Here is an 18,895-nt window from a genome sequence, read left to right on the forward strand (position 1 = left end):
CGATGACCGTTGACCAACTGGCCGTGCTGTGCAGGCGCTTGGCCGACGACAGTGACGCGGTGCGGACCTCGCCGGAGATCCGCGGGCTCGCGGAGTCGATCGTTGCCCGAGTGCGCAGCGGCGTAACGATGGCCGAACTTGCTCATGACTTCGATGTGTTGGAGGAGCGGCTGCTGCGGGCGGGACACGCGGCAGGGTTGAGTCCGGTCCGTTCGTACGAAAGGCTGCTGAACGCGGGTGACGGGCACCGCGTGCTCGAGGTGTTGGCATGCCCAGGCGGCACCTGCGCCCGTATCGAGGCACCCGGCGCGGAGCTGGCTCCCTGCTTGGTGCATCGGCAACCGATGGTCGCCATGAGGCTGCGATCGTGACAGGGTTCCTTGAGGCGCTGGGCGGGAAGCTGGCCGAACGCTGGCTTGCCCTGCTGCTCGGGCCCAGCGTGCTGCTGATGAGTGCGACCGCGGCCGGGATGACGCTCGGACACACGCACTGGCATGACCTCGGTCTGCTGCTCACTCGACTCGACGGGCTGTCGGCGAAGCCCGCATTGGGGAGCACCGGCACAGTGGTTGTCGTTCTGGCGGGTCTCCTTGCGGCTTCGGCGGGTCTGGGACTGGCCGCCACCGCGCTGGGTGCGGCGGTGGAACGGCTGTGGCTCGCGACCCGGCCGAGATGGCTCGCCGAGCGGCGCCGACGGCGGTGGAACGACGCGCATGAGAGGTTCAACCACGCCTTGCTGGAGGCGGCCAGGGCCGAGGGCACTCCCGAAGCGAAAGCGGCGGCCGCGCGAGCCCGTGAGCTCAACTCCCGGCGCAACCGGATCAGCCTCGCGCCACCGGCCCACCCGTTCTGGCTGGGCGACCGGATCACCGCCGTCGACACCCGGGTCTGGGTGACCTACCGGCTCGACCTCGCCTCTGCGTGGCCACGGCTCTGGCTCACGCTGCCCGAGGACGTCCGAGCCGAGATCGGCGCGGCTCGCACGAGGCTCGCCGCCGCGACCAGGATGGTGGCGTGGGCCGTCGGCTATCTCGTAGTGGGCGCCATGTGGTGGCCATCGGCGGTCGCCGGCGCCGCGACGGCTGCCACGGCGTGGCACCAGGCGCGGATCGCCGGTGCAGCGTTCGCGGAATTGGCTGAGTCCGCCGTCGACCTGTACGGCCGGGGGCTTGCGGAAACCCTCGGCATCTCCTGCGGGGGCACGCTCACCGAGGACATCGGCGCCGAGATCACGACGCTGCTGAGGAAGCAGACTTGAGCTTCTTGCCCGGTGCCCCGAGGCCTTGTCCCGCCGGTATGCCGCGGTCGTCGAGCCGCCACACGCGCGGCGGACGCCCGCCCGCGGCCGCTCATCCCGTGCCGCCGAGGCGCTCGCGCCTCCGTGTCGGGGTCGGCGTGGCGGCCCCCTCGCGTAGGGAGGGGTCGGTGCGGGCCGCACGGTCGTGCCAGGCGCCGTACCGTGCGGCGAGCGGCTGGGCGGTGAGTCCGTGTAGCAGTACGCTCAGCCCCACCGTGACCGCGACCGCCCGGCCGAGTGTTACCACGCCCGGCACAGGCTCCTCGACGACCAGCAGCACGAAGACGATCGACGCCAAGCCGCGCGGACCGAACCACCCGATGTACAGCACCGTGGGCGTCCGCAACCGCGTGCCGGCGAGGGACAGCGCGACCGGGATCATCCGCACCACGGTCAGGCTGAGGAGGGCGTACACCACGATCTGCCAGGTCAGATGCTCAAGGGTCGGGCCCAGCAGCACCGCACCGAAGACCAGGAAGGTCACCGCCGTCAGCAGCTCGCCCAGCTTCTCCGCGAAGTCGGCGGTTGCCCCGGGGTCAGGACGTGGTCCGGCCGAGGGCTCGGCGCGAAGTACGGCCGCGAACGCGAAGCCCGCCGTCCACGCGGCGATGAACCCGCTGCCGTCGAACCCGACGGCCGGCAAGTACGCCCCCGCCGCCACCGCGAGCACGTACACCTGGAGCCACCCGGGAGCCGCCCATCCGGTGTTCCGCGCCCACCGCAGCAGCCGCCCGCCGGCCCACCCGACCACCACGCCCAGCGCCGCGCTGAGCACCAGTACACGCCAGACGGTTCCGGCTGTGCCCTCCTCGGCCGCCGTGGTGCCGGGGAGCCCCGCGAGGAACACCAGGAAGAACGGCAGGACCATGCCGTCGTTGAGGCCGCTCTCGACGTTCAGCCCGTGGCGTACCAGCCCGGGAACACGCATGTCGGCAATGGCGGTCTTCCCCAGCGCGGCATCGGTCGGCGCCAGGATCGCGCCCACCAGAGCCAGTTCCCACGCGCTCAGACCAGGCAGCAGCGGCCACGCCAGCAGCCAGCCCGCCCCCACGGTCAGCACCAGCCCGACCGTGAGCAGCCGCACCGGGACAAAGCCCTCAGTGCGCAGGTCCGCGCGGCGCACCGCCATCGCATCGGTGAACAACACCAGCGTCAACGTCGCTTCGACCAGCGTGAGCACGGGCCCGGCGTCGTGCTTCAGGTCGACGAGCCCCAGCGCGAGCGGCCCGATCAACAGGCCGAAGCCGGTGAAGACCATCGGGGAGGTGACCGGCGTCGCCGACAGGCGACGGGAGCACAGCGCATACCCGGCCGTCACAGCGGCGCCTGCGGCGCCCGCCCATGCGCTGCCGCCGCTCACCGCGTGTCCTCGGGCCGCGGTGCGGCTGTCCGGGGCACCGCCGATGCCCAGCGGTCACGCGCCGGTCGGGGCATCGGCACCTGGTGCGGTGTGGGGATCCCGCGCTGCCCGGGGCACATCGACTGCCGCGACGAGTGCCGCGCAGGCGCACCCGACCACCTCCTGCGCGTGCGCACGCGCGAGCCGCGCCAGCGCTGCCACGCCCTGCGGGGACGAGTCGAAACCATTGGCCACCGAACCCAACCTGCCTCCGTGCGTGCCGCGCGGCGCACCGCCGTAGGTGCCGAGAACCTACCCGCCCGCGCGTGGGGGGCCAGAACGCCGCGCCGGTGCGGAGCCTTGCGGCACCCGACCGGAGCAGAGCGGGGCTCGAGGTCCGGGCCGGAATCGTGTGCTTCGCCTCGGGACGGGGGTGACGGGCGAGGCGTCGTCGCGTCGATCAAGCCCTGGACTTCCCCCACCCCGGCGGCAAGTCATCGCCCAGGACTACCTCTCGCGAGCCACCATGGCACGTCGTCGTCGCTGCTCGGCTCCGGGGCATCTGCGGGTCGGGGGCACGGCCGTTCGTGGTGAACTCGGCGGTGAAGACGTGCTTGCCGGAGGGGATGTCCCGGTCCGCGTCCACGACTTGGAGACGCGTGCCCACCCAGTTGAAGGCGTAATGCAGGCGGTGGTCCTTGACGTAGAAGCTGTGGCCTCCGGCCACGCCGCCGCTGGCGCACAGGACGCCCTCGGCGTCGCCGTCCGCGATGTCGACCCCAGCGGCGATGGTGTACGAGCGGCCGCTGATCATGACGCCGGACTGCTCGGGCACGGCGGCACAGTCGGGGTAGTACACGTAGCGGTCGCGCTCCGGGGATCCGTGCGGACGCTCGGCCATGGCCTGTTCCAGGGCGGTGCGGTCGTCCAGCGGCAACCGGTGGATGGAATTTTCGGCACCCACAGGCCTGACATCGCGGTGGGAGCGGGGATCGCTCCCAATCGGCTCCCATAACGCAGACAGGCCCATGATCACCAAAGGTGATCATGGGCCTGACCTGCATAAGCACCGTCGGGACGACAGGATTTGAACCTGCGCCCCTTTGACCCCCAGCCGGGGCTCCCGGCCGTGAGGTATTTTCCGCGCCATGGGACGCAAACCGAATCCCGAGCGGAGGGCGGAGATCCTGCGCGCGGTCGTGGACGAGTTGGCGCGCACGGGCCTCGGCGATCTGTCTCTGCGGCCGCTCGCTGGGGCGCTTGGGGTGAGCACGTACACGCTCACCTACCAGTTCGGTTCCAAGGAGGAACTCCTGCGTGCGGTACTGGAGTTCGTGGAAGCTGAGCAGGTCGGCGCTGCCCGCGTCGCCGGAGGCGCGGCCGGGGGAGACGTGGGCGCGACGGTCGCCGCGTACTGGCAGTGGGTGACGGAGCCGGCGCGTCTGGGACGAGTCCGCCTGGTGTTCGAGGCGCTGACGATTCCGCGCGTCTCCGAGCTGTTGCCGCAAGACTTCCGGGCACGGCTGATGTCGGCATGGGTCGACCTGCTGGCGGGCGACCTTACAGGCGCCGGCGTGGCGCCCGAGGAAGCGGAGGCCGAGGCGACCGTTGCGGCGTCAGCGCTGGCGGGAATGCTGCTCGACCTGCTGGCGACCGGCGATCGCGAGCGCCTCGGCCGGGCCGCACAGCGCCTCGCCCGCCGCCTCGGCGATCTTCAAGTGGCTTGCCTGGAACGGTAATTGGCTGAAATCAAGCCGTTGTCCATTGACATGACGGTCGTTATGTTAATGAGTATGACCACGACGCGAGCCGCCTCATCCCGCACCACACACGCCACGCGCTCCGAGACGCTGCGCTGGGAGGGCACCGCCTGGGCCCTCGTCGGCGCCGCCTGGGCGGTCTCCGCCTGGCCGGGATTCCTGATCGACTGGGCAGGCAGCCCGGCGCTGCCCGCCGCCGCCGGGTTCGCCCTCTGCGCCCTCTTCGCCGTGTGGCAAAGCCTCGCCCACGGCACGCCGCTCGGACGGGTCGGCGAACGCGTCCTGCGGGTACGCCCCGGCCGCCGCCGCAAGTCCCGCGCTTACGTGCGGGGCACCGTCGTCGTCGACACCGCCGTGATCGGCGGCTCGGGGGTGCTGTGGTGCGTCGCCGCACGCGAGTTCGCGTGGTCCGAGACGGTCACCGGGGGTGCCGCCCAGGTGGCGGCGGGCGTCGCGTTCCTCGCGTGGGGGGTGTTGCACATTCCGGCAGCGCGGCGCGTACGCGGCGGCACGGCCGACGCGCCCGTCGTCAGCCGCCGCGTGCTCGGCGCCGGCCCCATGACCGTCGCTCCGACCGGCCCCGAGCAGACCGCCGCCCTCGACGCCGCCGACGCGGGACACCGCAAGGTACGCAACGGACGCCTCCAGCGTTGGGTGCTCAACCCGCCGATGCGGCTGGTCGCATGCTCGGGCGCTCTCCCCCACTACGCGGTGCTGGAGACCACGGGCCGCACCACTGGTCGCCGCCGCCGCACGGTGGTCGGCGTTCGCCGCGACCCGGACTCGGTCCTGTGGCTGGTCGCGGAACACGGCTCGCGCGCGGGCTACGTGCGCAACCTCGTGGCCGACCCGCACGTCCGTGTGCACCTGCGCGGCCGCTGGCGGCCCGGCGTCGCCGCCCTTGTCCCGGACGACGACGTCGCGGCCCGCCTCGCCGCCTTCCCGGCCCACCACGCCCGCACACTCCGCAGGTTCGCGACGACCCCGGCCACGGTGCGGGTCGAGCTGGCGGGGGCGACCTGACACCAAGCGGGCGCGCGACGCGGCAGCGTCTCGACTTGGACCCAGCCGTTCCGGCCGTGCTCGTACAGCCGTTGGCCCTTAGGGCTGTGCTCGCAGACACCGATCTTGGCGGCGCGCAGGGATGTCCCTTCGCCAGGCAGCGGCCCGGCCACTTGGTGGCATCGTTCTCATACGGAACGTCCGGGTCGGGCAGGTATCCCCACTCGTTTGGGCGGCATGCGCGTCACCTCGACGTGAACAGCATCCGCTGGATGCTGCAGGCGTCGACAGAACGGACTCAGGTCGACGCGGCGTGGTCTCTCGGCGCCATCTCGGACGACGCGCGGCGGCCCGGCGGTGACCCGGCGGTGACCGCGGCATACCTCGCGGCGGATCCGAAGGTCTCCGAATACCGTCCAGGCGTACGCCCGCGGCCTGAAGAAGCAATCCGCGGGTCAGTAGGGGTAGACGTAGCGGATGATCTCCTGGAAGTCGTCGTCCGTCGGTGTCCATCCCGGTTGGGTATTACCGGTGTACAGGCAACTGGCCGGGCTGCTGTTGTGTCCGAGCCCGATCTCATGGCACGCGAGCTGCCTGGCGGCGGTCGGATACGCGGACACGAAGTTGTCGTTCAGCATGACCGCGTTCGTTCCGTCGCGCAGGTAGTGGCTCTGAGAGTCGTAGTCCGCGGTGAACTTGCCCGCATAGATGTACCCGTAGTTGCCGCTGTAGACATTGACGCAGTGCGTTCCGGTGTAGCCCGGACAGCCATTCGGACTCCACGTCAGGTGGACGTTGGGTGATCCGTTCCAGACGCTGATCGCGGTGCCCACCGGCCACGCCGAACTCGACATGTCGTGGTATACGCGCGACGCCCGAGCCGATCACCGACCCCGACGAACTCCAACGACTGCGCACACACCGACACGCCCAACTCGGCGGCACCATCCACGAATACCGACCTGCGGCCTGACCTGCGCAGACGTATTCATCTGCACCCACAGGGTCACCCAGGCCGCCCGAAACCTCCTCATAGACCTTCAGGACGCCGGAGCCTCCGCCACGTACCTGATACGCGATCGGGACGCGAAGTTCCCCGCCCTCTTCGACCAGATCATCGGCGACGCCGGAATCCAGACCGTACGCACCGGCGTTCGCATCCCGCGCATGAACTCCATCAGGGAGCGCTGGGTCCAGACCTGCCGCCACGAACTCCTCGACCAGACGTTGATCTGGAACGAACAACACCTGCGCCACGCCCTCCGCGAGTTCGAGCAGCACCACAACACCCACCAACCCCACCAGGCATTGCGGCAGGCAGCACCCCTGCGCCCAGCACCCGAACCAATCACCGACCCCGAACGCATCACATGCCTGGACATATGCCGACACGACCGACTCGGCGGTGTCCTCCACGAGTACCGACATGCATCCTGACCTGCATGGGTGGAGTTTTCGGCACCCACAGGGTCGGTCAGGTGGTGAGGCCGGCGCGGCGGGCGAGGGCGGTGTCGCCGTCCGGGCGCCGGCGGCCGATCGGCTGGCAGCGGACCGGCGTGACTCGGGTGCCGTCCGAGAGGGCGATCACGCCACCGTAGCGCGGGTCGCCGGCGAACAGGACGGCGTCGAGTTCGCGCAATGCTGCGGTGCGCAGGGCGCTGCCCGTGCCGCCGCTGGGCAGGATTCCGGTGAGTGCGTCTCCGTTGGTGCCGAGAAGTACCAGGCGGTCGAAACTGTCGAGTCGTTGAACCTTGCAGTCCCACTCGGCCCAGTCGTACAGGTCCAGGACGCGGTGGACCTGCCGGGCGCCGGCCTGGACGCTGTAAAGCCAAGCTCCCGCGAACACGGCGCCGATAACGCCGAACACCACGAGGACCAGGGCCGACCAGTCGCCCTCGGTGATCCCGGCGACGCCTAGCACGACGCAGCCGAGGGTGACTGCCGTCGTCAGTGCCGCGCATGCTCCGACCAGGAGGGCGCGCCCTCGGGCGGCCGCCAGTTGTGCGGACTTGGCGGGGAGTTCACGGGAGACAGGTCGGGCGCCGTGCTGCCGAGTGGCGTCGCCTGGGGAGGCGGGCAGCAGTTCGGCCCGGATTTCGGCGCTCAGGAGTCCGGCACGCGCGGCACGCTCGTCGGCCTGGACGGTGCGGCGTTCGAGGCGGGTGTCGACGGCTGTGGTCGACTCCACGGGCGAGCCGCCGGGCAGGCCGATCAGCCCGCCGAACCGGGTGTCGCCCGCGAACCACACGTCGGTGTGGGGCCCGCTTACGAGCGCGCGGCGCAGTTCGGAGGAGCCGGGCGGTAGCCGCAGCACGACGCCGTCGGAACCGGATGCGGCGGTGAGGATCAGCGCTCTCCGGGGCGTGCCCTCCTCGTCGGGCGCTGTCCCGACCGTGCAGGTGTACGGCTGCCACGGGTACTCGTCGGCCACCGCGCGCATCGCCCCCGCCACCTTCATGGCCGACATGGCGGTGGTTCGCGACACCAGTGCCGTGAGCCCTGTCAGGATCAGGATCAGCGCGCCCCAACCGGCGACCGGCCCGAACCCTGAGATGGCCAGCCGGACGACCAGGGCCATTGTCAATGCGCCCCAGCTCCATCCCAACAGGCGCGCGGACTTCGCGCGACGCGCCGCTGCGACACGCACGCGCGTGAGCTCGGCGGCGGTGGCAGGCGTTGCGCCCGCAGTCGCGTGCTCCTCGGCACCACTCTGGCCGACCATCCGCTTCCCTTCCTCGGGCAGGGCCCCTCGCCCTGGTCGATCGCCTGGCCGCGGCACGGTTCCCGGTGCCACATGGGACCAGGGGCCGTGCCGCGGCTTCGCAGCGTGTGTAGCAGGTTGTGGACTGGGTTGCTCTGCCGTCCCCCTGGGACAGTCGGCGTCGGCTGTCAGCCGAGGACGCTCGTGATGGACGCGATCACGCCGCCAGGCTCCGGTTCCGCAACCGCGTCGGACGCCGACCCGAACCTGACGGTGTCGGCGACGCCCAGCAGTATGTCGCCGTAGCTGTCCGCGTGCTCGAGGTAGGGCGTGGCCATTTCCAGGAGCAGCAGGCATTCGCCGTCCGGATGCGGCAGCCCGATCCGCGCCTGGGCGAACACAGCCTTCCCTTCGGGGTCTTGGGGCACCGTGTCGTTGGGAGCCCCCGCGTACGCCACCACCCCGTACGCGGCCGCGGCCACTCCGCTCGCGAGGTGTATCAGCGCCCCGCTGTCGGGGCCGAACGGCGCCTCGATGGCCTTAAGCGATGTACGGGCCAGCTCAAAGGGGTTCATGCCCGGGATGAACGGCTCTTGGACGAAGACCGTGAGTGTTGCCGAGGCGACGCCGCCCGCACCGTCGTCGTGCGCGCCCGCCGCGAAGTACACGGCGTGGCGCTCGCGGAGCGCGCGCAGGGTGACGTTCATGGCGGCGAGGCCTTCCGCCATGGCGTACTGCTCGTCGGCGCTGAGGAACGCCGAACCCTGCTGGAAGACCTCGCGGAGCGCTTCAAGGTCCGGGTCGAGGTCCACCCTGAGGAAACCGTCGGGTTCGGTGAAGCGGATCCGCGCCGACGGGGGCGGGAACGTTTCGGCGGGGTCTCGCGTTCCGGATGGCGAGGCGGAGGGCGCGTTCGATGTCAAAGCTGACACATCCATCGCCTAGCGCACCGCCCTGATCGTCGACTTTATGACGTCGTAAGCGCCAGGCGAGTTGACGGCGTTCAGGCCGGCGTCGCCCGCGGTCTTGTTGTTGGACGACCCCCACCACCCGGGGTCGTCGGCGACGTCCGACGCGGCTTGGTTGACGCCCACGGCGGCGACGAGGCCGTTGGTGGTGTTCTGTGCGATCTTCCTGAAGTCGTCCGCGGCACTGCCGATAATCGGCAGGGTGCGGCGCGAGTTGACGACGTCGAGGGATATGTCGGCGACCTTCGTGCCGAGCCATGTCGCCTCGTCCTTGAGCACGCGCGGGCCGACCCTGCCGATGGTCGGGAGCAGGTTTCGCCCGGCCTGCACAGCGGCCGCGAAGGGGCCGATGGCGTGAGCGCCGTTCGTTGCCGCGATCGCCCCCCGCACCGTGCCGTTCACGCCGCGAACGGCGATGCCGACGCCGGGTATCGCGCCGATCGCGTCGCCGGCGAGCGTCATGGAAGCGGCCCAGAAGTCCCCGGACATCGGCCCCTGTTTCAAGGCGTTCCAGGTTTTCGGGTCGGCGGCGTGCGAGGCGAGCGCGCCGGCGCTCAGCGCGGTGGAGAGCGCCAACAGCGGCACCAGCGCCGCCCCACCGCTGAAGAACACGATCGCGGCGAGGCCGACCACGGCGGACGCAAGCGCGAGGTAGTTGCCGATCTTTCCGGCGTTCTCGCGGAACTTCTTCCACCAGCTCTTCTTCGGCTTGTGTGGAGCGATGTCGTCGGCGTCGTCCAGCTTGCCCGCGACGGCCTTGGCGTCGTCGTCGTGCGTCTTCTCGAGTTCGTGCGCGCGGCGCATGATCGCGTCGTATGCGGCCTTGGCCTCGTTCACCGCCTTGTCGGCGTTCGACACCGCGAGCTGAGCGTCGTCGTAGCGCTTCTGAAGGTTCGCCAGCTCGGTGTCGGTGTCCGCCTTCACGCCGGCCAGCGCCAGGTCGGGGCTGGACCGAGCCGTCGCGGCCTGCTGTCCGGCGCCGTCAAGCTTGTCCTTGGCTGCTTTCGCCTCGCCGTCGAGACGACTCGCGGTGTCCTGAAAGCCGGCCAGGTCCGCCTTCCAGCCGGAGAGCGCGGTGGCCGCCTGCCCGATCGACTGCATGGCCTTGTCGAGTTTGCCAGGCAGCTTGCCGGACAGGTCCTTGCGGAACTCCTCGGCAGCCTTGCCCTTCCATAGCTCGCTGTTGCCTTGGGAGACCTGAACGATGCCCTGCTTCGCCTCCTCAAGGGCGGCCTTCGCTTTGCCGAGCATGTCGACGAGGTGCTCGATGGAATCCTGGGACCCCGGCGCCGGGTTGAATCCGAGGCTGGGGTACGAGTTGGGAGCCATGTCACTTCCCCTGCGCGGGGAAGGCGTCCGCGAGGCCTTTGTCGACCTCGGCGTACGCGTTCATGACGTCGTCGAGGCCCTTGACCGTCGCCTCGATGTCCTTGTGCAGCTCGCCTATGCCGTAATTCCACTTCTTCTGGAAGGTGTTGCAGGCGTCGTCGAGCTTGGCGGTGCCGATGTTCTCCGCCCCGCCGGTCGAGTGCATCGCGCTCATCGCGTCGCGCATCGCCGTCTCGGCGTTCCGCAGCTTGGTGACCATCGACTTCATACCGTCGACGTCGACTTGGAAACTTGGCGAACCCATGCATGTGCCCCCGTCTGTCAGCCTGGTCTCCTGATTGAGCCGGTGACAGACTAATACTCCAGACGGTTGGCTGGCGGGCTTCTACGCTGCCTGTCCACCGACACCATGCCCGCCCAGGGCGAACCCGACCCGCACTTCGTCGCCCGCGGCGGACGTCTGCGTGACCGATTCCCCGCCTACGTCCTCCAGGCCTGGCTGACCGAGGACGACCTCGACGTCTACGCCGGAGAGTTCGAGCGCGCGGGGCTGACCGGCGCCCTCAACCGCTACCGCCCGCGGCCGCCGACGGCGACGACCCGGAGCAGCGGCACCCCGCCCCCGTCGGCGCCTCGGCACCGGCCGGGCCCCGGACGCCGGGCAGGCCTGACCTGCGACCCAAGCACCGCGACCACGGTCGTGAAGGCAGCGGCGGACTGGCCGACGACGAGCACCTGGCCCAGGTCTTCCCCGGCCCCGAATTGCTCCTCGAACCTCGCCCTGTGCCCGTCGGCCCACTCCCGCGCCTCCCGGATGCGGTCCAGCAGTTCGTCGGCTTCCATCCCGAGTCCTCCTGTCTCGGCGTGGACACCAACCAGTTCCCGGCGACGGGGTGCGGCATGCCGGCTTTCCCCTCCTCAGGGACCTGGGACGACGACGAGACGTACTGCCTGCTGACAACCCGCCACCGTGATGAGTGGTTTTCGAACTGAGCGCGGCGCCGACCGCCCCCGGTGCGCCGCCCAGCACCCGGACGACCTCTCGTTCACCATCGACCAGGTCCCCGGCCGCATCGCCGCGCTCGGCGACCTCCTCGCCCCGCTGCTGAACCCGAACCGCGCCGGCGCTCTGCCCACACCACCACCGGCGCGACGCCCCGCGCCCCGCCCGGACCGGCCATCGGCGCACCGGCCGACGGGCGCATCGGCGGCGCCGCCGGGGCTGGAACCACCGCTCGAGGTGATGCGGCCCCGCAAGGCGACCACCGTGCCGACGGAGCAGGCGATGCCGGGCGGCGTCCAGTACTCCGTCAAACTCGACGGATTCCGCGCCCTCGCCTTCGCCCGCGGCCCGGAGCCGGCCGTCCTCCAGTCCCGCGTCGGCCGCGATCTCGCCCGTGACTTCCCCGAGATCGCCCGCGCGGTCGCAGCCCTGCCGACCGGGACGGTGCTGGGCGGCGAACTGTGCGCCTGGACAGGCGACAAGCTCGACTTCGAGGCGCTGCCGCGCACCCGCGCCGCCCGCAAGGCAGCCGATGTAGCGCTCGCGTACATAACCGAAGGACGGGCGGGGGCGGGCGCGTTGGTTGTCGGACTACACGGACCGCCAGTGAACCGAACCCGTCCGCGGCGGGCTGCCGTGACGGGCTGCTGTGGCTGGCTCTACTGCTCCACGCGCTGGTACAGCACGGTCCGGGTCTGGCGCGTGCGCTGGACCAACCCGCTGTCGTACAGGGCCTGGAGGTGGTAGGAAACGGTGCTCTGCGAGAGCTTGAGCCGTCTGGCCATCTCTGTTGTCGACGCCGGCATGGCCAGTGCCTGCAGCAGTTGGGCTCTGGTCGCCCCCAGCCGCCGTGGTCGACCGGCCGGTCGGGCCTGTGTGACGTCGGCGATCGGGTACGTGATCAGCGGGAGTTGGCGCCGGACCGCGTCAGGCGGGTCGACAGCGAAGCCCACCGGTCCCCGGAACAGTGACGGTGTCAGCAGCAGCCCGTCCGCCTCGGCGCGCGCCGGGGACGCGAATGGCGCCGTCAGGTCGATCCCGCCGTCGCGCCATCGCAGTTGGGGCGCCAGCCCGGTGACCATCGCCCCAAGCCCGTCGCGGGCGGACTGTGCGCCGCGCAGTGCGATGTCGGCCTGGATCCGGTCCTGGATCCGCGGCCAGTCGTTGGCGAACACCCGCTTCCAGAAGACTTCGAGCTCCTGGGCGGCCCGGTCCGCCAGCGCCCGCTCGCCGCGTTGGATCGCCTCCGCCATCGCGGCGAACCGGCCGGGCGTGCCGTCCACGCCCTCCGCGCACCAGGGATGCCCTTGGAGGATGATCGCCGCCTCGTAGCCGATCCGCTCCGTGGGAGCGGTCGCGACCCGGTGGAGCTGCTCCTCCACGGCCTCGGCGAAGTGGACCGGCACCGGGGAGATGAAGTCCGGGACGTACCCGGTGGCGGCGTGTGCGACCAGGGCGTGTACGGACGGCAGGTCCCGGGCGGCGAGGGCCGCGGCCGAGCGGTCCCGCCATACGCGGGGCAGGGCGTACGGATGCCGGCCGAGCGTGAGCAGCAGCTCAGACAGGATCTTCAACGGCGACACCACGAACCGGGTACCGGCCGCGCCTTCCGCGCCGAGCTCGACACGGATCAACGAGCACCCCCGTCAACGTTTCGAATTCCTCGAATCATCTTCAGCTCGAACTTGACCTCGACACAAGCTCGTTGGCGTCGCGGGGAGTGCTCCTCTGCTTCCTTCCCGTCCCCGCGCCACGTCGGAGGCCGCGCCTGCGGCATTCGATCCGTCGCTGTGCCAGGAAAGGGCTCAACGTGCACGGTTTCCGAAGGTTCGCTCGCGGCCTCACCGCTACCGGCCTGGTGCTCGCAGGTCTGTCCATCGCGTCGGCGCCGTCGGCGTCGGCGTCGGCCCGGGCCCCATCAGGCCAGTCGCCCGCCCAACGCGTCGTCACGGAACTGGCCGCGATCCCAGACCTGTTGGGCGGTCCGTCGGCCAACCCGGCGACATCGGCGGCGACATCGGCGGCGTCGTCGGGGGTGTCCATCGAGCTGAACGGCGCGCACGGCACCACCACTCGCCCGTCCGCGGGCCTGACGGTGACTCCGGACGCCCTTCCCCACGTCGACGCGGCGGTCAGGACCGATGCCACCGGTACGTCCCACATCGTAGTGTTGCGCGACCGCAAGGCGCCGTCGAGTGCCACCTTCACGGTGAACAAGGCGGGGACCCACCTCGTCGCGGACCCGCTCGGCGGAGTCGTTCTCGTCGGTGCCGACGGCGCGGTCGACAGTCGGATCAGTTCTCCCTGGGCGTACGACGCCCGCGGGCGGAGCCTGCCCACATCGTTCGTCGTCAGCGGCAACACCATTACGCAGCACATCGATACGCGCGGTGCGGCCTACCCGGTCGTCGCCGACCCGCACTGGAAGTGGGGCATCGTCACCGGCACGCTGTACTTCAACCGGGCGGAGACGCGCTACATCGCCGCCTACGAGAACTGGCTGACCCTGGCCGGCTGGTTCGTGCCGGCGCCGTTCAACTTCCTGCTCGCCATCTATCAGCTCTATCTCCACTACGAAGCCCAGTACGCCGAGTCGGTCGGGATCTGCGTCAAGATCAAGACCAATGGATCGATCGGCACGTACGGGGGGAGCCAGGGGGACGGCTACTGCCGGTGACCGTGGCACGGCACGTACGGCAATAGCCCGCGAGGCCCGGCCTCGGCGCCGGTGTGCGTCGAGGCCGGGCGGGTCGGACGGCTAAGCGGTCCGGTGGCACACCGGCCACCTGGCCGTTCACCGTCTCGGCCGGCACCAGCGAAGCCTTCGCCGCGCTCCCGTACGCCGAACGCCACGCCTACAGCGCAGTGTTCACCGAAGTCGCCGTCGACCCGGCCACCGGTGAGATCCGGGTTCGCCGCCTCCTGGGCGTGTTCGCCGTCGGCCGCGTCGTCAACCCTGTGGGTGCCGAGAACTCCATCCGTGCAGGTGACGGCCGCTACGGCTGCGCATGACCGATTCCGCCAACTGAGCCCATGGAAGCAATCACGACCACGACAGCATGATCATCCGTGCTGCTCCGACTTGCCTGCCTGGCCGTGACGAATGCGTTCGCCGCGTTGCGACTGCTGCCCATGAGCAATCGTGACAAGGACGCCGAGATCCTGTCCCTGCGCCATCAGATCACCGTCCTCGAGAGGCAGCTCGGCGACCGACGACCAAGGTTCACAGCATCGGACCGAGCGCTGCTCGCGGCGCTACTGCACCCGCTGCCGCGCGGCGTGCTGCGCCAGCTGCGGCTGACCGTGCGCCCGGACACGGTGCTGCGGTGGCACCGCGACCGCGTCCGTCGTCGCCACGCGTCCGCATCCCGTTCGAAGCGGCCCGGGCGCCCGCCGACGGTCCGCTCCGTCCGCGTCCTCGTAGTGCGTCTGGCGCGGGAGAACCCGGCCTGGGGCTACCGCCGCATCCACGGCGAACTCGCCGCGCTCGGGATCCGCGTCGCCGCGTCCACGGTCTGGGAGATTCTCAAGGACGCGGGCATCGACCCGGCGAGGGGCGCATCCGCGTCCTCGGCGCCACACCGCACCCGACCGCCGCGTGGGTGGCCCAAGTCGCCCGGAACCTGGTCACCGACCTCGAACAGGAGGGCACCAAGGCCGCGTTCCTGATCCGCGACCGGGACGCCAAGTTCCCCGCACTGTTCGACGAGATCCTCGCCGACACCGGCATCCGCACAGTCTTGACCGCCGTGCGCACCCCTCGCATGAACGCGGTCATGGAGCGCTGGGTCCGCACCTGCCGCCACGAACTCCTCGACCGCACCCCGATCTGGAACCAGCGCCACCTGCTCCACGCGCTACGCCAGTTCGAGCAGCACTACAACCAACACAGGCCGCACCGAACTCTCCACCAAGCGGCGCCACTACGTGCCGTGCCCGAACCGATCACCGATCCCAACGAACTCAAACGGCTGTGCATACGCCGGCACGACCGACTCGGCGGCACGCTCCACGAATACCGGCATGCCGCCTGACGTGGGCGGATAGGGTTTTCGGCACCCACCGGCACCTTCCAGGCCGGCGTCACCGTCCGCCAGGTCTACTGCGCGGCCGAGTGCCGTAGGCGGGCCGAGCGCCAGCGCGACCACACCCGCGAACAAGACCGGGCCCGCCGGCTCGGCGAACCCAGATCGGTGAACCGGACGACCGCCGAGCCCACACGCACCGCGCCGGCACGCCAACAGCCCCTTGTCCGAGACCTGTTGGAGCCGGCTGCCCCCAGGACTGCCCGCACTGCCACCAGCCGATCACCATCGTCGCGCTGCTGGCCACACCCGAGGCAGCCCGCCCCAGCACCGCCGGCCGGGTCCCCGACATCGTCCCCATCCGCCGGGTCCCCTGCCCAAGGACGGCCCGCCGATCGGGAGGTCGGCGGGCCGTCGACGTGACCCCTGTCGATGTCACATGCCGGCCGCCGGCAGGCCCATGGCCCGCAACAGCTCGAAGAAGTGGTGCTCGGCGTACTCGATGCGGTCGGCGAGCAGGATCTCCAGCACCTTCTCGGGATCCGAGTGCCAACCCGATGCCTCTGCCCAGGCGCAGGCGTCGCGGGCGCGCTGCGGCATCTCACCGACGATGCGGCTGTGGGCGGAATCCCACGCCGCCTGGTATGCCGTACTCGGCATTCCTGTCTCGTCCTCGTAGGCGATGTCGTTTGGGACCTCGTACTCGGCCGCGAGATCAGGCGTGAACCAGGTCCCGAAGAACCCTCCCTGGGCAGACCATCCCTGGACGTGGCCGGTGTCGCTGTCGCAGATGTACACGATCAACGCGGGGGAGCCGGTCTGCGCTGCTATCGCCTTCAGGGTGTCCGGGGTGCGACCGGGCAGTCCGTGGTGCACGGCGACCGTCTGCCAGCCGTCGTCACCATGGGCGCTGAGGCAGTCGATGCACGAGTCGTGCCCGTCTTGACAGACACCGGCGCTCAGCGGCTCCAGTTCCAGCAGCGGCTTGTCGCTGCGAGCGACGACATATTCTCCCCAAAAGCCCATGAAGTGCCTCTCGTGTTCGTCGGTGCGTCGCAAACCGTACAGTCGGGCACCCACAACGCCGCCAGTGCTCCCCATGCTCCTCACTTGGTTGAACCCAAGATTTGACTGAGGAGGATCAGCAGGTCTGGGGAGATTCAAGGCTGTGGCCTTCATTTCGTGAGGCCACACGTGGGTAGCGCCACATCCTGCCTACGAGAGTTACCGACGAAAGTTGGGGGCGGGCAGTGACGGAACAACTCCGGCGGCCAGGCTTGGGACCGTGTGGCCCAGGGCGTCTGACTCGGCGCTGGGAGCGGTGCGCCAGGCGGGTGTCGGTTCCAGCGCCGTTCCCGGGCGTCGGTGCACACGGTTGCGGATGAGGCGATCGAGTGCGCGGTTCGACGGCGACCGGTGCGGTCACGCGGTCATCGCCCGCGCGACCTCGCACAGTTCCGGTGTCGTTCCGGTGAACCCCGCAAGGAGGCCCAGGGCCACGGACCACGCCTCGACCTGATCACCCAGCGTCGTCCTGGTGATGGCGCTGAGGGCCGCGCGCACGTCGCGCATGCGGTCCTGCTGCGTCGATCTGAACACCATCAGCGTGTAGATCGCCGGCGCTCCCTCGGCGAGGATCGCCGCCGCCGGGAGCAGGCCCTTGCGGTGGGCCACGTGGATCGTCGTACGCGCATTGGGGTTCGTCAACCCGGTGGACAGCGAGGGAAGTCTGCGGCGTGCTCGACGTGCCATCAGGGGCATTCCGAACCTACTACGGGGACTCGGCGCGAACAGTCGGCTGCGCAACTCCGGCGGGCACCCGTGCTGGTGTGTGAGCGCCAACGACGCTTCGATGTTGAACGGCTTGGCGCGGTGTGCCTTGGCGAGCAGAGTCCAGTCCAACGGCTCCCGCGGGGCCACGAGCAGCAGGTCGACGGCCCGCGGGCCATAGTCGTGGTCGGCCATCCGGTCGATGATCACCGGCATACTGCGCTCGTGCTCCAGGGCGCGCTTGACGAGCACGGCGTCGCCGGGGTCGGCGAAGGCCTCCCGTACGACGTCGGGCACGGCCCGGTTCGGGGGCAGTCTCGCGATGACCCCCGACGCGGCGGCTCGGGTGGCGTCGGCGCCCACGGTGCCCAGCAGACCGAGGCAGCCGCGCAGGATCACGGCCGACAGCCCGGGGAAGTTCACGCGCCAGTCGAGCGCCTTGAACGTCGTGGCGGTCAGGTCGGCGTCGTCCAGCTCGACCAGTGGGTAGAGCCGCCGCTGTGCGTCGACGTCCTTATCCAAGAACCGTTGTGACTCGAACGGCTTGAGCTCCGAGACCGACGTCGACGCCATCGCGCGCAGCATGACCTCACGGGTCGCGAAGGGGTGGTGGTACAGCTCGACGGCGATCCGCGGCTCGCCGAACTCCGCGAGCGACGCAAGGACTTCCGGGCCGCAACCCCCGTTCCCCGCCAGCTCGGCACGGTCCTCGGTACTGCCGGCGTCGAGGACACACCGGACCAGCACGTGCCCCGGGGCGCAGAAGCTCTGGAAGCCGTCGCCTAGGTCGTGTCTTCAAAGCGGTGACGCGGGATCATGTGGTTTGTGATTCGGCGTTATGAACTGACCGACGACGAGTGGGCGTTGATGGAGCCGTGGTTGCCGCGGCCGCCCAAAGGGCGGCCGCGGCTGGACGACCGCAGGGTCCTCAACGGGATCGTGTGGAAGCTCCGTGCCGGAACCGCGTGGCGCGACGTGCCCGCCAGGTACGGACCCTGGCAGTCGGTGTACACGCGTTTCCGCAGGTGGGCGCTCGACGGAACGTTCACCCGCATGCTCGCCGCCGTCCAAGCAGACCGGCACGCCAAGGCGGACATGGACTGGCTGGTCGCGGTCGACTCCACGCTGGTCCGCGCCCATCAGCACGCCGCCGGCGCGAAAAGGGGGACCCGGGCGGGGACGAACCGGCAGATCACGCCCTCGGCCGATCCCGAGGAGTATGGACCACCAAACTCCACCTCGCCGTCGGCGGCAAAGGACGACCGCTCGCCTTCGTCCTGACCGGCGGCCAGCGCAACGACTGCACCCAGTTCGAGAACGTCATGGACCGCATCCGCGTGGCACGACGCGCCCGGGCCGACCGCGCACCCGACCCGACCGTGTGGTCGCCGACAAGGGCTACAGCTCGCGCAGGATCCGCGCCTACCTACGCCGACGCGGCATCAAGCACACCATCCCCGAACGGATCGACCAGCTCAACGGCCGGATCCGCAGGGGCGAACGCCCCTGCGGCTTCGACCCGGCCGCCTACCGTCGCCGCAACGTCGTCGAACGCTGCTTCAACAAGCTCAAGCACTACCGCGGCATCGCCACACGCTACGACAAGACCGCCCGCTCGTATGAAGCAGCCGTCACCCTCGTCGCAACACTCCTCTGGCTCCGACCACATTGAAGACAGAACCTAGGGGATGGCACGGACAG

Annotated in this window: 19 protein-coding genes and 3 pseudogenes; 11 read left to right on the forward strand and 11 right to left on the reverse strand. The window is 70.3% G+C overall.

Annotated elements, in window-relative coordinates; translation table 11 throughout:
• The first annotated feature begins 2 nt into the window (after positions 1-2).
• Positions 3-371 carry a hypothetical protein gene (locus QI554_RS30635; RefSeq protein ID WP_281474505.1) on the forward strand — a complete coding sequence of 123 codons (369 nt, stop codon included), beginning with the start codon at positions 3-5 and terminating at the stop codon, positions 369-371.
• Positions 368-1,258, forward strand: coding sequence for a hypothetical protein (locus tag QI554_RS30640; protein ID WP_281474506.1), 891 nt, complete (start codon positions 368-370; stop codon positions 1,256-1,258). Before QI554_RS30635 ends, QI554_RS30640 begins: the two co-directional genes overlap by 4 nt.
• 91 nt (positions 1,259-1,349) lie before the next feature.
• On the opposite strand, the gene QI554_RS30645 is transcribed toward QI554_RS30640, so the two are convergent.
• Together QI554_RS30645 and QI554_RS30650 are read right to left on the reverse strand one after the other, a co-directional pair.
• Positions 1,350-2,657: a cation:proton antiporter gene (locus tag QI554_RS30645; protein ID WP_281474508.1), complete on the reverse strand. Its 1,308-nt coding sequence runs from the start codon at positions 2,655-2,657 to the stop codon at positions 1,350-1,352.
• A gap of 439 nt (positions 2,658-3,096) precedes the next feature.
• On the reverse strand, positions 3,097-3,573 hold the full coding sequence (locus QI554_RS30650) for a hypothetical protein (RefSeq protein ID WP_281474510.1): 477 nt from the start codon (positions 3,571-3,573) through the stop codon (positions 3,097-3,099).
• Between the two features lie 211 nt (positions 3,574-3,784).
• Here QI554_RS30650 and QI554_RS30655 point away from each other — a divergent pair, with 211 nt between their 5' ends.
• Positions 3,785-4,375: a TetR family transcriptional regulator gene (locus tag QI554_RS30655; protein ID WP_281474512.1), complete on the forward strand. Its 591-nt coding sequence runs from the start codon at positions 3,785-3,787 to the stop codon at positions 4,373-4,375.
• 54 nt (positions 4,376-4,429) lie between these two features.
• Positions 4,430-5,419: a nitroreductase/quinone reductase family protein gene (locus QI554_RS30660; RefSeq protein WP_281474514.1), complete on the forward strand. Its 990-nt coding sequence runs from the start codon at positions 4,430-4,432 to the stop codon at positions 5,417-5,419.
• A 434-nt stretch (positions 5,420-5,853) separates the two neighbouring features.
• On the opposite strand, the gene QI554_RS30665 is transcribed toward QI554_RS30660, so the two are convergent.
• Positions 5,854-6,252: a hypothetical protein gene (locus tag QI554_RS30665; protein WP_281474516.1), complete on the reverse strand. Its 399-nt coding sequence runs from the start codon at positions 6,250-6,252 to the stop codon at positions 5,854-5,856.
• Here QI554_RS30665 and QI554_RS30670 point away from each other — a divergent pair.
• A complete protein-coding gene (locus tag QI554_RS30670; protein WP_343230827.1) occupies positions 6,251-6,835 on the forward strand; it encodes an integrase core domain-containing protein in 585 nt (194 codons plus the stop codon). The two genes, QI554_RS30665 and QI554_RS30670, sit on opposite strands and share 2 nt — an antisense overlap.
• A gap of 37 nt (positions 6,836-6,872) precedes the next feature.
• Here QI554_RS30670 and QI554_RS30675 read toward each other — a convergent pair whose 3' ends face one another.
• The 4 genes from QI554_RS30675 to QI554_RS30690 form a co-directional block, all read right to left on the reverse strand.
• Positions 6,873-7,976: a hypothetical protein gene (locus QI554_RS30675; RefSeq protein ID WP_281474518.1), complete on the reverse strand. Its 1,104-nt coding sequence runs from the start codon at positions 7,974-7,976 to the stop codon at positions 6,873-6,875.
• Between the two features lie 311 nt (positions 7,977-8,287).
• Positions 8,288-8,911 carry a hypothetical protein gene (locus tag QI554_RS30680; RefSeq protein WP_281474519.1) on the reverse strand — a complete coding sequence of 208 codons (624 nt, stop codon included), beginning with the start codon at positions 8,909-8,911 and terminating at the stop codon, positions 8,288-8,290.
• Between the two features lie 129 nt (positions 8,912-9,040).
• Positions 9,041-10,396 (reverse strand): hypothetical protein, encoded by a 1,356-nt coding sequence (locus QI554_RS30685; RefSeq protein ID WP_281474520.1) that lies wholly within the window; start codon positions 10,394-10,396, stop codon positions 9,041-9,043.
• A gap of 1 nt (position 10,397) precedes the next feature.
• Complete coding sequence (locus QI554_RS30690; RefSeq protein WP_281474521.1) at positions 10,398-10,700, reverse strand: hypothetical protein; 303 nt, start codon at positions 10,698-10,700, stop codon at positions 10,398-10,400.
• A gap of 64 nt (positions 10,701-10,764) precedes the next feature.
• Here QI554_RS30690 and QI554_RS30695 point away from each other — a divergent pair.
• Positions 10,765-10,973, forward strand: a pseudogene (locus QI554_RS30695) (alpha/beta hydrolase); the annotation flags it as partial.
• Here QI554_RS30695 and QI554_RS30700 read toward each other — a convergent pair.
• On the reverse strand, positions 10,967-11,239 hold the full coding sequence (locus QI554_RS30700) for a hypothetical protein (protein WP_281474522.1): 273 nt from the start codon (positions 11,237-11,239) through the stop codon (positions 10,967-10,969). The pseudogene QI554_RS30695 and the gene QI554_RS30700 overlap by 7 nt on opposite strands.
• Positions 11,240-11,369: 130 nt before the next feature.
• Here QI554_RS30700 and QI554_RS30705 point away from each other — a divergent pair, with 130 nt between their 5' ends.
• Complete coding sequence (locus QI554_RS30705; protein WP_281474524.1) at positions 11,370-12,146, forward strand: DNA ligase-like domain-containing protein; 777 nt, start codon at positions 11,370-11,372, stop codon at positions 12,144-12,146.
• On the opposite strand, the gene QI554_RS30710 is transcribed toward QI554_RS30705, so the two are convergent.
• Entirely contained in the window at positions 12,059-13,033 is a 975-nt protein-coding gene (locus QI554_RS30710) for a winged helix-turn-helix domain-containing protein (protein ID WP_281474526.1), read from the reverse strand. The genes QI554_RS30705 and QI554_RS30710 overlap by 88 nt on opposite strands.
• A gap of 176 nt (positions 13,034-13,209) precedes the next feature.
• Here QI554_RS30710 and QI554_RS30715 point away from each other — a divergent pair, with 176 nt between their 5' ends.
• The 3 genes and pseudogenes from QI554_RS30715 (at position 13,210) to QI554_RS30725 (ending at position 15,433) form a co-directional block, all read left to right on the forward strand.
• Entirely contained in the window at positions 13,210-14,076 is an 867-nt protein-coding gene (locus QI554_RS30715; protein ID WP_281474528.1) for a hypothetical protein, read from the forward strand.
• 53 nt (positions 14,077-14,129) lie between these two features.
• Positions 14,130-14,411: a molybdopterin cofactor-binding domain-containing protein gene (locus QI554_RS43430; RefSeq protein ID WP_343230826.1), complete on the forward strand. Its 282-nt coding sequence runs from the start codon at positions 14,130-14,132 to the stop codon at positions 14,409-14,411.
• 57 nt (positions 14,412-14,468) lie between these two features.
• A pseudogene (locus QI554_RS30725) lies at positions 14,469-15,433 on the forward strand (integrase core domain-containing protein).
• A gap of 426 nt (positions 15,434-15,859) precedes the next feature.
• Here QI554_RS30725 and QI554_RS30730 read toward each other — a convergent pair.
• Together QI554_RS30730 and QI554_RS30735 are read right to left on the reverse strand one after the other, a co-directional pair.
• The gene (locus QI554_RS30730) at positions 15,860-16,483 is read right to left on the reverse strand and encodes a hypothetical protein (protein WP_281474529.1); all 624 of its coding nucleotides are present in this window, start codon (positions 16,481-16,483) and stop codon (positions 15,860-15,862) included.
• A 363-nt stretch (positions 16,484-16,846) separates the two neighbouring features.
• On the reverse strand, positions 16,847-17,941 hold the full coding sequence (locus QI554_RS30735; protein WP_281474530.1) for a hypothetical protein: 1,095 nt from the start codon (positions 17,939-17,941) through the stop codon (positions 16,847-16,849).
• Between the two features lie 69 nt (positions 17,942-18,010).
• Between QI554_RS30735 and QI554_RS30740 the strand changes: the two are divergent.
• Positions 18,011-18,866 (forward strand): annotated as a pseudogene (locus QI554_RS30740) (IS5 family transposase).
• Positions 18,867-18,895 lie beyond the last annotated feature (29 nt).

The sequence above is a fragment of the Yinghuangia seranimata genome (assembly GCF_029953285.1).
GTDB lineage: Bacteria > Actinomycetota > Actinomycetes > Streptomycetales > Streptomycetaceae > Yinghuangia > Yinghuangia seranimata.

Bases quoted from the DNA above. Each gene is read 5' to 3' on its own strand.
- QI554_RS30635 (WP_281474505.1), top strand. From the start codon at position 3: ATGACCGTTGACCAACTGGCCGTGCTGTGCAGGCGCTTGGCCGACGAC.
- QI554_RS30655 (WP_281474512.1), top strand. From the start codon at position 3,785: ATGGGACGCAAACCGAATCCCGAGCGGAGGGCGGAGATCCTGCGCGCG.
- QI554_RS30660 (WP_281474514.1), top strand. From the start codon at position 4,430: ATGACCACGACGCGAGCCGCCTCATCCCGCACCACACACGCCACGCGC.
- QI554_RS30670 (WP_343230827.1), top strand. From the start codon at position 6,251: ATGTCGTGGTATACGCGCGACGCCCGAGCCGATCACCGACCCCGACGA.
- QI554_RS30665 (WP_281474516.1), bottom strand. From the start codon at position 6,252: ATGTCGAGTTCGGCGTGGCCGGTGGGCACCGCGATCAGCGTCTGGAAC.
- QI554_RS30675 (WP_281474518.1), bottom strand. From the start codon at position 7,976: ATGGCCCTGGTCGTCCGGCTGGCCATCTCAGGGTTCGGGCCGGTCGCC.
- QI554_RS30685 (WP_281474520.1), bottom strand. From the start codon at position 10,396: ATGGCTCCCAACTCGTACCCCAGCCTCGGATTCAACCCGGCGCCGGGG.
- QI554_RS30690 (WP_281474521.1), bottom strand. From the start codon at position 10,700: ATGGGTTCGCCAAGTTTCCAAGTCGACGTCGACGGTATGAAGTCGATG.
- QI554_RS30700 (WP_281474522.1), bottom strand. From the start codon at position 11,239: ATGGAAGCCGACGAACTGCTGGACCGCATCCGGGAGGCGCGGGAGTGG.
- QI554_RS30705 (WP_281474524.1), top strand. From the start codon at position 11,370: ATGAGTGGTTTTCGAACTGAGCGCGGCGCCGACCGCCCCCGGTGCGCC.